Origin of the sequence: Chelativorans sp. ZYF759 (assembly GCF_012911015.1) — a bacterium.
Taxonomy (GTDB): Bacteria; Pseudomonadota; Alphaproteobacteria; order Rhizobiales; family Rhizobiaceae; genus ZYF759.
In genome coordinates, this window is record NZ_WVVV01000015.1 from 23,314 (window position 1) to 37,460 (window position 14,147).

General features: G+C 66.7%; 9 protein-coding genes. 6 read left to right on the forward strand and 3 right to left on the reverse strand.

Annotated features, from left to right (window positions below):
* Positions 1-44: 44 nt before the first annotated feature.
* Positions 45-1,223 (forward strand): pyridoxal phosphate-dependent aminotransferase, encoded by a 1,179-nt coding sequence (locus GRZ55_RS18900; RefSeq protein WP_169288521.1) that lies wholly within the window; start codon positions 45-47, stop codon positions 1,221-1,223.
* A gap of 6 nt (positions 1,224-1,229) precedes the next feature.
* Here GRZ55_RS18900 and GRZ55_RS18905 read toward each other — a convergent pair whose 3' ends face one another.
* Positions 1,230-1,532 carry a hypothetical protein gene (locus GRZ55_RS18905; RefSeq protein ID WP_246734874.1) on the reverse strand — a complete coding sequence of 101 codons (303 nt, stop codon included), beginning with the start codon at positions 1,530-1,532 and terminating at the stop codon, positions 1,230-1,232.
* A 212-nt stretch (positions 1,533-1,744) separates the two neighbouring features.
* On the opposite strand from GRZ55_RS18905, the gene GRZ55_RS18910 reads away from it, so the two are divergent.
* A complete protein-coding gene (locus tag GRZ55_RS18910; RefSeq protein WP_169288522.1) occupies positions 1,745-2,914 on the forward strand; it encodes a diphosphate--fructose-6-phosphate 1-phosphotransferase in 1,170 nt (389 codons plus the stop codon).
* A gap of 13 nt (positions 2,915-2,927) precedes the next feature.
* Here the strand turns inward: GRZ55_RS18910 and GRZ55_RS18915 are convergent, their stop codons facing one another.
* Complete coding sequence (locus GRZ55_RS18915) at positions 2,928-3,140, reverse strand: hypothetical protein (protein WP_169288523.1); 213 nt, start codon at positions 3,138-3,140, stop codon at positions 2,928-2,930.
* Positions 3,141-3,265: 125 nt separating this feature from the next.
* Between GRZ55_RS18915 and otsB the strand changes: the two genes are divergently transcribed.
* Entirely contained in the window at positions 3,266-4,024 is a 759-nt protein-coding gene (otsB, locus tag GRZ55_RS18920; RefSeq protein WP_169288524.1) for a trehalose-phosphatase, read from the forward strand.
* A gap of 197 nt (positions 4,025-4,221) precedes the next feature.
* Positions 4,222-5,616, forward strand: a complete 1,395-nt coding sequence (otsA, locus tag GRZ55_RS18925; RefSeq protein WP_169288525.1) for an alpha,alpha-trehalose-phosphate synthase (UDP-forming) — start codon at positions 4,222-4,224, stop codon at positions 5,614-5,616.
* Positions 5,617-5,622: 6 nt separating this feature from the next.
* Here the strand turns inward: otsA and GRZ55_RS18930 are convergent, their stop codons facing one another.
* A complete protein-coding gene (locus GRZ55_RS18930; protein ID WP_368856645.1) occupies positions 5,623-7,227 on the reverse strand; it encodes an alpha-amylase family glycosyl hydrolase in 1,605 nt (534 codons plus the stop codon).
* Positions 7,228-7,587: 360 nt separating this feature from the next.
* Here GRZ55_RS18930 and GRZ55_RS18935 point away from each other — a divergent pair, with 360 nt between their 5' ends.
* Positions 7,588-9,528: an autotransporter assembly complex family protein gene (locus tag GRZ55_RS18935; RefSeq protein ID WP_246734875.1), complete on the forward strand. Its 1,941-nt coding sequence runs from the start codon at positions 7,588-7,590 to the stop codon at positions 9,526-9,528.
* Positions 9,528-14,135: a translocation/assembly module TamB domain-containing protein gene (locus tag GRZ55_RS18940; RefSeq protein WP_246734876.1), complete on the forward strand. Its 4,608-nt coding sequence runs from the start codon at positions 9,528-9,530 to the stop codon at positions 14,133-14,135. Before GRZ55_RS18935 ends, GRZ55_RS18940 begins: the two co-directional genes overlap by 1 nt.
* Positions 14,136-14,147 lie beyond the last annotated feature (12 nt).

Here is a 14,147-nt window from a genome sequence, read left to right on the forward strand (position 1 = left end):
GCCGGCCGCATGCCGACCCCGCCGCAACGTCAGGAACAGCCCCCATGCCGCAGCCCAGCCGCCGTGTTTCAGGTATCATCCCATCCGGCAAGGACGGCTGGGAGCTTCACTTCGCGGCCTGGCAGCGTCGCCAGGCAGGCGAGGAAATTCTGATGCTGTCGGCCGGCGATCACGATTTCGACTCGCCCGGCGAGACGGTCGAGGCCTGTATCCGCCATCTGCGCGAGGGTCGCCATCACTACACCCCCCTGCCCGGCTTTCCCCGCCTGCGCGCGGCGATGGCCGAGGTCTCCACGCGCTGCACGGGGGTTCGCACCGCGCCGGACGAGGTGATCGCCACCCCCGGCGGCCAGCTGGCCCTGTTTGCGGCGCTGCAGGGCGTGCTCGATCCTGGCGACCACGGCATCGTGGTCGCTCCCTATTACGCCACCTACCCCGGCACCTTCCGCGCGGCAGGCGCCCGTTTCACGGAAGTGGAAGCCCGGGCCGAGGACGGCTTCCAGCCCGATCTGGATGCCATCGCCGCCGCCATCGAGCCGACCACCCGTGTCATACTGATCAATTCGCCCAACAACCCCACCGGAGCCGTCTACAGCCGCGAGAGCCTCGAGGGTCTGGCCGAGCTCTGCCGGCGCCACGATCTCTGGCTCGTCTCCGACGAGGTCTACTGGTCGCTGACGGGCGAAGCCCAGCACCTGTCTCCCCGCGCCTTGCCGGGCATGGCCGAGCGCACGCTGGTGGTCAATTCCATGTCCAAGAGCCACGGCATGACGGGCTGGCGCATCGGCTGGCTGACCGGCCCCGCCGAGCAGATCCGGCTGCTCGTCAGCCTCAACCTCGTCACAACCTACGGACTTGCGGACTTCGTCTCGCGCGCGGCCATCGAAGCGCTGGAGGGCGGCTTCGGGCTCGACCAGATCGCCACGACATATGCCGCGCGCCGCCAGGCCTTCCTGGACGCCATCTCCCCCTATCCGGAGATCGTGGTGCGCGGCTCCAAAGGCGGCATCTACGCCATGCTGGACATCACGGCCGCCACGCCGGACTGCGAGGCCTTCGCCTGGAAATTGCTCGAGGCCGAGAAGATCGCCGTGATGCCGGGCGCGAGTTTCGGCGACGCGGCACGCGGCCACATCCGCGTCAGCCTCTGCCAGCCCGAAGACCTTCTGGCCGACGCCGCCCGGCGCATCGGTGCGCTCGTGCGGGATTGGGCTTCGCGCTGACGCCGCTCAGTCGCGATGGAAGCGGTCGAACAGCGGCTCGCCACAGCGCATGACCGTGCACATCCCGTCGCGCGTGTTGATGCTGTCGGGCCGGGTCGTGCTCGGATAGGAGCAATAGCGGGCATTCGCCACATAGCGATCGTAGGTGTGCTGACCGGTCGTCAGCACCACGGCGCCACTGCTGGCGATAAGGTCACCGACCTCTTGACAGGTCATGGTCCGCGAATCGGGACGTTGCGCGCTTGCGGTCGTGGCCAGTGCGACGGCCATGACGAGAGCGGTGGCGCCCACCTGCAGCATCGTCTTCATCTTTTCTCTCCCGTTTGAAGCAGCGCCCGGCCGAAGCGTGGCGCCGACAGCTCCTGAACCATCTGATACCGCAAGCATCTAGCGTCCCCGCGGCGGGGGTAAAGGAGATTTCCGGCCACCGGCCGGACACGGCCTTTCACGAAGACGCCATCCATGGCATCTATCGAGGCAGACATGATCGACCGATCTTCAGTTCCGGAGCAGCATTCAGAATGGCCATGACATTCGTCGTCGCACAGGGCGGCGGCCCGACCGCCGTCATCAACCAGACCCTGGCCGGCATCGCCATCGAGGCAAGGCGCCGCTATCCCGGCTCGAAGGTGCTCGGCGCGCGCTTCGGCGTGCGCGGCATCGTGAAGGGCGACTTTGTGGACCTTTCAGAGCTGCCCGAGGATCTCGTCATGGCGATCGCGGCCACGCCCAGCGCGGCGCTCGGCTCCACGCGCGACAAGCCCGATGCCGCCTATTGCGAAAGGATTCTGGCGGGGCTCGACGCCGTCGGCGCCGATGCCTTCATCAATATCGGCGGCAACGACACCTCCGGCACCCAGCAGATTTTGAAGGACGCCGCCGGCGATGCCCGCATGACCTTCGTCCATGCGCCGAAGACCATCGACAACGACCTGATGGAGAACGATCACACCCCAGGTTTTCTGTCGGCCGCCGAGTTCGTGGCAGGTGCCTTCCTCAGTGTCGATCTGGATTTCCGTTCCCTGCCCGGCATCTATTGCGGCATCGTCATGGGTCGCCACGCCGGTTTTCTGACCGCCTCCTCGGCCGCCTGGCGCCTCGACGAGGAAAGCGGTCCTCACCTCGTTTATGTCCCCGAACGCGCCTTCGAACGTGCCCGTTTCGTGGAGGATGTGAGATCGACCATGGCCGCGCATGGCCGTTGCATCGTCGCCATTTCTGAGGGGATCGCATCGCCGACTGGGCGCTCCCTGGTCGAGGAGCTCGTGCCTGCCGAGATGCAGGAGCGCGATGCGCACGGCAATCTGCGCCTGTCGGGCACCGATCTGGGCCAGGCGATCGAGCGCATCCTGGCCGAGGATCTGCCCGGTCAGCGCGCCCGTGTCGACACCTTCGGCTACCTGCCGCGCGGCAACATCGCGACGGTCAACGAGAATGACGCGCGCGAGGCGTTCGAGGCGGGAACCTTCGCAGTCGGCGCCGTGGAACAGGGAGGCGGGTCGGTGGCGTTGCAGTGGGCGGACGGAAAGACCGTGACGCGGCTGGTGCCGCTCTCGTCGGTCGCCGCCAAGACCCGCACGATGCCTGCGGATTTTCTGCATCCATCCGAAAATCGCCTCGACCAGGCGGCCTACGACTATTTTGCCAGGTTGCTCCCGCCCCGTTTCGAGCCGGTCAGACCCTTCGTTTGACGGCAGCGGGGTGTCAGATGACGGAAACGATCCAGATCGCGAGCACCACGCCCAGCGACAGGATGACGACCCGGCGCCACGGAAACGGCGCCGTGCCATTCGACTCTGCTGGTCGCGCCCGGTCCATGAGGTCGACGGGGTGAACGGATGCGGATGCGATGGCGACGACCGGCCCGCCCGGCTTGCGCTTGTCCGCCATATCGACGATCTTTACCTGGTCGAGCATCCTGCTTCGCTGTCGTTGCCGGACTGCCGGCAAGGCTCCCTGTTTCGCACAATCTTGGTATTCGAGCTAACGTAATGCTTGCAGGCCGGTTCCGCCTGTACGCGCGGTCTTGAGGTAATTTCGCAGTGAACGAGCCTATCGACATCGCCATCGCGCCCCCTCCCGTCGATCCGGCAGGCACGGCGCTCTTTCTCGATTTCGACGGAACGCTGGCCGACCTTGTCTCGCATCCCGACGAGGTCGTTCTTCTTCCCGCCACGCGCGAGGCGTTGCACCACCTCGTCGAGACCATGGGTGGCGCCGTCGCCATCGTGACGGGCCGCGGCATGGCCGATATCGACCGCCTGGTCGCGCCTCTGCGCGTCCCCGTGGCAGGGGTACATGGCCTGATCCGCAGGGGCCACAATGGCGACATCGTGCGTGCCGAACTCGACGACGCGTCGCTGGGCGGCATTGCCGACCGGCTGGAGCAGTTCGCGGCAGGGCTGCCCGGGACCTTGGTCGAGCGCAAGGAAGGTTCCGTCGCCTTTCACTATCGTCGCGCCCCGGAGGCGGAGGAAGCGTGTATACGTTTCGTCGAGGAAGCCCTCGCCGATATGCCCTCCCTGCACCTCGTGCGGGGAAAGATGGTCCTGGAGATCAAGGCGGGCCGTGCCTCCAAGGGCGACGCCGTGGAGGCGTTCATGTCCGAGGCTCCCTTTGCCGGGCGCACGCCCATATTCGCGGGTGACGACGTCACCGATGAAGACGCCTTCCGGACGATCAACCGGATGGGCGGCATATCGATCAAGGTCGGCGCGGGAGACACCGCCGCCACCCATCGGTCACGCGACGTGGTTGCCTTCCGCGATTGGCTCGCACGGCTTGCACGACAGGTCGCCTGACGGAGGAAAACTTGGGTAAAGGCGGAACGCAGCATATGTCGGTATTGTTAGGCAGGCACATTCACCCGAGACGATGCCGCAGATGCGGTGTTGTCGAAACTGGAGAGGATAATGCGAAGCCATAGGGAGGAAAACGGAGCGGTTCCGGCACTCGACCGGGCCGACTTATACCCGATCTGCGTGCGGAGGCTCGTGCAGTGAGTCGGTTGATCGTTATTTCCAACCGCGTCGCCGACCTGAACAAGAATGTCCAATCAGGCGGCCTGGCCGTCGCCCTCGCCGATTCCCTGCGCAAGCGCGGCGGCGTCTGGATGGGCTGGGACGGCGAAACCCGTGCCGATGCCGGCGAGCGGCCGCCCTCGGTGAAGCAGATCGGCGACGTGACCACGGTCACGATACCGCTCACGCGCGAAGACTACGAGGAATACTATCTCGGCTTCGCCAACAGCGTTCTGTGGCCGCTCTTTCACTACCGCCTCGATCTGGTGAACTTCGAAAGCGCGTTCCTCGAAGGATATCGCCGGGTCAACAAGCGCTTCGCCGACGTGCTCGTGAACTATGTCGAACCTGATGACATCATCTGGGTCCACGACTACCACCTTATCCCGCTGGCCACGGAACTGCGCAAACGGGGCTGCAAGAATCGCATCGGTTATTTCCTCCATATACCGTTTCCCCCACCCGACATCCTGTCGGCCGTGCCCGATCACAAATGGCTGGCCGACAGCCTGCTGAGCTACGACCTCGTCGGCTTCCAGACCCAGACCGATCTCGGCAACTTCCTGCGCTACGCCGAAGAACATGTCGGTATCCATCCGCATCCGGATGGAAGTTTGCGCTTCCGCAACCGCATGGTCCGGGCTGACGCCTTTCCCATCGGCATCGACACGGACGCCTTTGCGGCCATCGCGGCCCAGTATGCCGACGAGGTCCAGATCGACGCCATGCGCCGGTCACTGCTCGACCGGCAGCAGATCATCGGCGTCGATCGCCTCGATTATTCGAAGGGTCTGCCGGATCGGATGAAGTGCTTTTCACGTCTCCTGGAACTGTACCCGGAGCACATGAAGCGCGTCAGTTTCCTGCAGATCGCACCGCCCACGCGCGAGGATGTCGACGCCTATGCCGACATTCGCCAGGAACTGGAATCGCTCTCGGGCGCCATTAATGGGCGCTTCGCGGATTTCAACTGGACGCCGATCCGCTACATCCATCGCTCGGTGCCGCGCGACAAGCTCGCCGCACTGTACCGGGTCAGCCGTGTCGGGCTGGTCACGCCGCTCCGCGACGGCATGAATCTGGTCGCCAAGGAATATGTCGCGGCCCAGAACCCCGATGATCCCGGCGTTCTGGTGCTGTCGAAATTTGCCGGCGCAGCCGAGGAGCTGACCGATGCCCTCATCGTCAATCCCTACGACATCGACGCCATGGCCGAGGCCGTGCATCAGGCGTTGATGATGCCCCTGGAAGAGAGGCGGCGGCGCCATGCGGCCCTTTTCGACCGCATCAAGCGCCGCGACGCCCTCGCCTGGCAGAGGAGCTTCCTGTCGACGCTCGAAAGTCTGACGGCGACCGACGCGGATGCTGCCTGAGACCGGCTAGACCTTGTAGCGGCCGACGAAGAAACCGAAGGGCGGCAGATCGAACCGCCCTTCCGCCGGAAGCGCCGATCCCGGCAGGACCTCGCCGGGGCTGAAGTCGGACGGCACGTCCGCTTCCTGATGAACTGCCATCTCCCGGGACATGTTGAAGACGCCCAGCAGGCACTGGCCGTCGAAGTCGCGCCGGAAGGCCAGCACCGAACCCTCCCCTCTTGGCGCGCCCGGCCTTCCCTCGCCGGCCTCGACCGTCTGTCTGCGGAAAGCGAGCGCGTCACGATAGAAGGCCAGCAGGCTGGAAGGATCGCCGTCCTGCGCTGCGACGCAGCGCGCGACATGGGCCTCCTGCACGGGCAGCCAGCTCTCTCCCACCGAAAAGCCGGCATTGTGGGCTGCCCCGTCCCACACCATGGGGGTGCGGCAGCCATCCCTTCCCTTCAGGTCCGGCCAGAAGCGGATCGCGAAGGGATCGCGCAATTGCTCGTGGGGGATTGCGGCCTCCTCGAGCCCCAGCTCTTCGCCCTGGAAGATGCTGATCGCTCCCGGCAGGCTGACCAGGAGGGCGGCCGACAGGCGCGCCATCTGGTCGATCTCGCCGCCATGGCCGCCGAAACGGCTCACATGCCTTGTATGGTCGTGATTGGACAGCGCCCAGGCGATTCGCCCATCGGGCGACTGGTCGATGGCCTCGGCCAGGCGAGCGCCCATCTCCTCGGCATTCAGGAGCGCGCGTGGCAGGCAGTAGGTGTAGCATCGCGCGAGCCCCTGGCCGTCGCGCGCCTTCAGGCGGTTGCCGATCTCGCCCACCACCGTCGTGGCACCCAGCATCTCGATGGCCGCCACGAAGCTCTCCAGCGGGCCGATGTCGCCGCGCTGGACCCGGTCGTAGAGATGAAGCTGCTGCGCGAAGGGATTTGCCGCCGGATGTCGCCCGTCGCCCTGCGACGGCGCTGGCGGGTTGTCGCGCAGGTCGCGATCGTGGAAATACGAATTCAGCGTATCGATACGGAAAGCGTCCACGCCCCGCGCGACCCAGAATTCCGCAATGTCGAGCAGCGCCTTGCGCACATCCATGTTGGCGAAGTCGAGACTGGGTTGCGAGGGCAGGAAATCGTGCAGGTAGTACTGTTCGCGCTGCCGGTTCCAGGTCCAGGCCGATCCGCCGAAGGCCGACAGCCAGTTGTTGGGCGGCGTCCCGTCTGGCTTGGGATCTGCCCACACGTACCAGTCGGCCTTGGGGTTCGTGCGGTCGGCCATGCTTTCCTCGAACCAGGGATGGCGGTCCGATGTGTGCGAGAAGACGAGGTCGATCATCACCTTCAGCCCTGCCCCATGGGCAGCCGAGACGAGCTCGTCGAAATCCGCAAGCGTGCCGAACAGGGGATCGACCTCGCAATGGTCGGCGATGTCGTAGCCGAGATCGTCCATCGGCGAGGCGTAGAAAGGCGACAGCCAGATTGCATCGGCGCCCAGCGAGATGATGTGGGGCAGGCGCTGCAGGACTCCTTGCAGGTCGCCGGTTCCGCTGCCGGTCGTGTCCTGGAACGAGCGGACATAGACGTGGTAGACTGCCGCCGACTTCAGCCAGTCTGCGGGGTCGGCCACCAAACGTGGTTCGTTCCTCAACTCTTCCTCCCGCAATGGCGACATCGGCCTGCTGCTCCTAAAACGCTGTGATGAACGCGCATACTGGCCGGGCGAGCCGTGGGGCGCAATGTCATCCGTTAGTAAGTCCGGCCCGTGGTGTCGCCCAAACCACACGCTCGCCGTGCAAATCCTTTCTGTAGCCGTTCATCATTGGACAACGCATTGACCCGACACTAGGGTCCGGGACTGTTAGAGAAACCAAGCTGCCTTTTGAAAAGCTTGATCATTTTCGCCCGACAGCGAAGCCACTTCGATGGACATGTTTCGCTGCCTGGGGCATGATCGATAGTGGGCGGCAGTAAACTGGTGAGTGGCACGTTGAAGCGTCCGACCCCCATTCGGGGCTTATCCTCCTTCCTTGCGGCCGGTCTGCTGTGCGCCTCTCTGGCGTTGCCGCCAGCGCCTGCTCACGCCTTCGAGCTGTTCGGTTTCCGGCTCTTCGGCAGCGATCCCGCCGAGGAGATGAACGACTTCATCGGCGAGCCGCAATTCTACGAGGTCGAATTCGTCGTGACCGGCGACGACGACCTCGCCGACAGGCTCCGCCAGGCGTCGAGCCTCTGGGCCGACCGCGACGACCCGGCCTCGGGCGTTCCGGGCCTGGTCACCAAGGCGCGCGGCGACTATCGCCGCATACTGGCCGCCCTGTATGCCGAGGCCCGTTACGGGGGCGCCATCTCGATCCGGGTCGAGGGCCGCGAGGTCGCCGATCTGCCGCCCGACGCGACCTTGCCCGCGACCGCCTCGGTGCTGGTCACCGTCGATACCGGCCCGCTGTTCCGCTTCGGCCGCGCCGATATCGTCAACGCGCCGCCCCCGCTTCCGGCCGACCGCCGCGACGAGGTCGACGACCCGCGCGAGCGCGGCTTTGCCCTGGGCGAGGACGCGCGTTCGGGGGCCATCCTGCGCGCCGAACGTCTTTCCGTCGAAGCCTGGCGCCACCACGGTCACGCCAAGGCCGAGATCGCCGACCGCCGGGTCGAGGCGGTCCATGCCGTCAGCGAGGTGGAGGCGGTCATCACTGTCGCGCCCGGCCAGCTTGCGCGCTACGGTCCGGTCGGCGTACGCGGGGCCGAGCGCCTCGACCCTGAATGGCTGGCCTGGATGACCGGGCTGGTCCCCGGTGAGGTCTACGATCCCCGCGATCTCCAGCGCGCCGGCACCCGCCTCGCGCGGCTCGACGTCTTCCGGTCCCAGCGTTTCGAGGAGGCCGAGTCGATTGGCGCCGACGGCCTGCTGCCGATCGATCTCATCGTCCAGGAGCGCCAGCCGCGCCGCATCGGCATCGGCGGCTCCTACTCCACCGTCGACGGCTTCGGCGCGGAAGCCTTCTGGCTCCATCGCAATCTATTTGGCCGTGCCGAGCGGCTGCGTCTCGACGCGCGTGTCGGCGGCATCGGGCGGAGCTGGCAGCCGCGCAACTGGACCTATCGCCTGGGCAGCCGCTTCACCATGCCCGGCATCTTCACCCCCGATACCGATTTCAGCGCGGGTCTCGCCGGCGAGCGCGAGGTGCTCGACGCCTATACGCGCACCGGGGTCGATGCCGAGGCCGGTGTCACGCACATCTTCGACGACCAGCTGTCGGGCCGCCTCTTCGCCAATGTCAGCGCGGCACGGTTCGAGGACGGGCTTCGTTTTGCCTATCCGCGGCGCGAATTCGTCACTGCCGGCCTTCTCGGCGGGCTGACCTTCGACAACCGCGACGACCCCGCCAACGCCACGCGCGGCATCTATGCAGATGTCACGTTGCAGCCCTTCCATGAGTTCGTCTTCACCAACACCGCCATCCGGGCCACGGCGGAAGCGCGCGCCTATTTCTCGCTGACTGGCGATGATGGCCTCGTCCTGGCCGGGCGGGCACGTCTCGGCACGCTGGCCGGTGCGCCGGCCGCCGAAACCCCGCCGGACAAGCTCTTCCTGGCAGGTGGCGGCGGTTCCGTGCGCGGCTATCCCTTCCGCAGCATCGGCATCCAGCAGGGCAACCAGATCATCGGCGGACGCTCGCTCGTGGAAGCCTCCGCCGAGGTCCGCGCCCGAGTGACCGACACGATCGGCCTCGTCGGCTTTTTCGATGCCGGCCATGTCGGCGCCGACCCGGTTCCCAACTTCTCCGAGGGCTTCCGCATGGGCGCCGGTGTCGGCCTGCGCTACCAGACGGGGCTTGGACCGATCCGCCTCGACGTCGCGGTGCCGATCAACCGCCGCTCCAGCGACCCCCGCGCCGCATTCTATGTCGGCATAGGACAGGCCTTCTGATGAGACTGCTCGCCGCCATCGCCCTCTTCTTCGCCCTCGCCCTGCCGGCACTCGCCCAGGACGAGACACCCGAGGAGGAGCGTTCCCTGTTTCTCGGCTTCGTGGAGGACCAGCTGTCCGGCCCGAACCGGGACATCCGCATCTCCAACATCCAGGGCGTCCTGTCCTCCAATGCGACGATCGGCCTGATCACGGTCGCCGACAATGAGGGCGTCTGGCTGAGAATCGTCAACGCCTCCATCGTGTGGAGCCGCAGCGCGCTTCTCCTGCAGCGCCGGTTGGAAATCGAGACCCTGTCGGCCGAGCTGATCGAGGTGATCCGTCAGCCGGTCGCCGACGAGACGCTCCCCACCCCGGAGGCCACGGGTTTCGCCGTCCCGGAACTGCCGCTCGCCATCAATCTGGCCAATCTGGAGATCGAACTGGCCCGCTTCGGGCCGACGGTCTTCGGTCTAGAATCCGAGCTCGCCATGCAGGGCCGCCTGCGGCTGGAGGGCGGATCGCTCGATACCGCGCTCGAGATCCAGCGCCTTGATGGCCCCGGCGGCCAGCTGTCGCTGACCGCGCAATATGCCAACGAGACCCAGATCATCGATCTCGACCTGGCCCTGTCAGAGCCGCAGGATGGCGTTGTCGCCAACCTGCTCGACATCCAGGGCCGCCCGCCCATCGACCTCACCATTGCCGGTGCCGGCCCGATATCGGAACTCGATATCGAACTCACCCTCGATGCCGACGCAGAACGCGTTCTGACGGGCCTCGCCACGCTGCGCCAGCAGGCCGAGGGCCTGTTCTTCAATACCGAGCTCGGCGGCCCGATCGCCCGCCTCGTCCCGGCGCAGTTCCGCGGCTTCTTCGGAGAAGACACGGCGCTTCGGGCACGGGGCCTCATCCGCGACGAAGGCGGCCTTTCGCTCGACACGCTTGAGATCGACAGCGCGGCCCTGTCGCTTCAGGCCCTCGCCGAAACCACCTCCGACTGGTTCCTCAGCCGCCTCGAATTGAATGCCCTCATCGACGACGGCACCGGCGATCCGGTGGTGCTGCCCGTGCCCGGCGGCGACACCACCGTCGACCTCGCGCGGCTGTCGCTGGCCTATGGCGAGGCCATCGGCGAGGAATGGAGCGGCGCCCTGGTGATCGAGGGGCTGCGCACGCCGGAATTCCAGGCCGAGGACACGAGGCTGACCCTCAGCGGCCTGGCCCAGAATCTCGACAACCCGTTGGAGCGGCGCGTCACCTACGCGATCCAGGGCGTGCTCGATGGCATCACACCGGCCAGCCCGGAAGTCGGCGAAGCGCTCGGCGACCGCATCACCCTCGACATCGATGGTGAATGGAACGCCGGCGAGCCGCTGCTGATCGACGACGCACGACTGTCGGCGCGCGCGCTCGAGATCTATCTGACCGGCGCGTTCGAGGATTTCGAGTTCCTCGGCGAGATCGGCGTTGAGACCGCCAGTATCGCGCCCTTCTCCGCCCTCGCCGGACGCGATCTCGCCGGCGCGATGAATCTGCGCGCCAACGGCGAGATCTGGCCGCTGAGCGGCCGGTTCGAGCTTCTTGTCGACGGCACGATCCAGGAGCTGCGCATCGACAACCCGGCCGTAGACAATCTCATGGGCGGCGAAACCCGCATCACCGGCGCCATCGGGCGCACCGAGCTGGGACTGTCGACGGATGATTTCCGTGTCGTCAACGAGCAGTTCGACCTCCAGGCCAACGGCATCTTTGCCACGGGTGCTGCCGATTTCAGCTTCGATTTCGAACTTGCGGATCTTGCCCTCGTTTCCCCGCAGGCCTCGGGACGCCTTGTCGCCACGGGGCGCGCTCAGGGCGAAGAAGGCGTCATCAACCTGACGACCTCCGTCGATGTCCCCTCGGGCACGCTCGCCGGCCAGCGTCTGTCGCAGGCTACGTTCGGCTTTGAGGGAGATCTGGAAGACGGCACTCTCGACGGACGCCTGACAGGGACCGCTTTTCTCGACGGCGTGCGGGCGGAACTGGCCGGCGACGTCCTTCTGGACGACGAACAGCGCCGGCTTTCGGGTTTCCGGCTGTCGGCCGGCGGCGCCCAGGCCAGCGGCGACATCGTCCAGGACATCGCAAGCGGCCTTCTCGACGGCACGATCAGGATCGCTGCCCCTGACATCTCCACCGCCGCCGCCCTCTTCCTGGTCGAGGCGGCCGGCACGGTGAACGCCGACATCGTGCTCACCGCGTCCGAAGGCCGGCAGGATCTCGCCATCGACGCCGACTTGGCCGCTTTCCGGCTCGACGATACCCGCGTCGAGCAGGCGACGCTCGAAGCGACCGTCGCCGACCTCTTCGGCGTGCCCGCCATTGAAGGCACGCTTGCGGCACGCGTCGCCGATGTCGCCGGCACCACCATCGAGACGCTCGATCTCTCCGCATCGAGTGACGGCGAGACGACCGACTTCACCGCCCAGGCCCAGCTTGCCGACAACGTAACCGCGAACGCCGCAGGCTCGCTGTCCCCCGAAGCCGGTGGCTATCGCATCGTGCTGGAGAGCGCGCGGCTGGGACGCGGGGCCGTTGCCGCCGTGCTCACCGAACCGAGTTCGCTCCTCGTCGTCGGCGACGACATCACCCTCGATTCGCTTGTGCTGGACGTGGCCGGCGGTCGGGTCGCTGCCGCAGGCACGGTCGCCGGGACGATCGACGTCGCGCTCGACATCGACGACCTGCCCCTCGTCATCGCCAACCTCGTGCAGCCGGAACTGGGCCTCGGCGGCACGGTCAACGGCACCGCCCGCATCACTGGCGCCCGGGACAATCCCGACGTCGCCTTTACGCTCCAGGGTCGGCAGATCGAAGCGGCCGCCCTGCGCGCCACCGGCATCTCGACACTCACTGTCGATGCCCGCGGCACCACATCGGCCGGGCGACTCAACATCGACGCGACGGTGGCAAGCCCGGAAGGCCTTCGCGCGACCGCCAGCGGCGCAATCCCCCTTCCCGACGGTCAGCTCGCGCTCGACATCCAGCTGAACGCCTTCCCGCTGGCCATCGTCAATCGCGCCGCCCCGGGCCAGAACCTGGGCGGCCAGTTGACCGGCACAGCCCGCGTCACCGGAGCGCTCGACGCGCCTCGGGTAGCCTTCGACATAGCGGGCGCCAACGTGTCGGCCGCCCCGTTGCAGGAATTCGGCATCGGCGCGCTCAACATTTCGGCCGCCGGCACATTCGCCGACGACGTCGTGACGCTGACTCGCGCGCAGGCCGACGGTCCGCTTGGGCTGACCCTGAGTGCCAGCGGCACCTTGCCGGTCACCGGCGCGGGCGCCAATCTCACCTTCCAGGCCACCGCGCCCCTGGCGCTGGCCAACCGTTTCCTGATCGATCGCGGAACCCAGCTGGCGGGCACGATCCAGGCCCAGGGCACGCTGACCGGCAGCCTCGACGACCCCAACATCCAGGCCAATCTGACGACGGCCGGGGCGCAGGTGATCGATCCGCTGGCCAATATCGGGCTGAGCAACATCAACCTCAACGCCTCCATTTCCGGCCAGACCGTTTCCGTGACCAGCCTGTCGGCGGCCATAGCGGGGGGCGGCACGGCGACCGCCTCGGGCACCATTTCGCTTGATGCCGCGGCAGGTTTTCCCGCCGATCTGAGGCTCGCGCTTGCCCAGGCACGCTACGCAGACGGCGACTTCATCGTGGCCACCGCCAGCGGCAACCTGTCGATCACCGGGCCGCTGGCCCGCGACCCGCTGATTGCGGGACAGATATTCGTCGAGCGTGCGGACCTCTCCGCGCCCGAAAATCTCGGCGGCGGACCTGCCGCCATCGACGTCATCCACCGCGCACCCCCGCCGCCCGTTCGCGCCACGCTGGAACGCGCCCGCGCCAATGACGGCACGCCCGTGCCGGCCGGCCGGCCAGCCGTCGCGCGTCTCGACATCCAGATCAATGCCCCCAACCGCATCTTCGTGCGCGGCCGTGGGCTTGATGCCGAACTGGGCGGCAGCGTGCGCATTACCGGCCCCGTCACCAGCGTCCAGCCCGTGGGCAGCTTCGAGCTGATCCGCGGCCGTCTCGGCATTCTGGGGCAGCGCATCGAATTCGACGAAGGCACGCTGACGCTGGTGGGCGATCTCGATCCCTTCGTGAACCTGATAGCGCGCACGAGCGGCCAGGAAATCACCGTGATCATCACGGTGACCGGCCGCATTTCCGAACTCGATATCCAGTTCTCCTCGCAGCCCGAACTGCCCGAGGACGAGGTGCTCGCGCGCCTCATCTTCAACCGCGGCATCGGGGATTTGTCGCCGCTCCAGATCGCGCAGCTTGCGGCGGCGGCGGCCGAACTTGCCGGCGGTAGCGATACGAGCCTGTTGGGAAGTCTGCGGGAGGCGACCGGCCTGGACGATATCGACATCGTGAGCGATGCCGAAGGTAATGTCGCGGTGCGCGCCGGGCGCTACATCCAGGAAAATGTCTATCTGGGCGTGGAAGCGGGGGCACAAGGAACCGCGCGCGCGACCATCAATCTGGATATTACAGACGAGGTTCGCGCGCGCGGGTCGCTCGGCACAGATGGCGATTCAAGTCTCGGCATCTTCTTCGAGCGTGACTACTGATGTCCGAGGCCG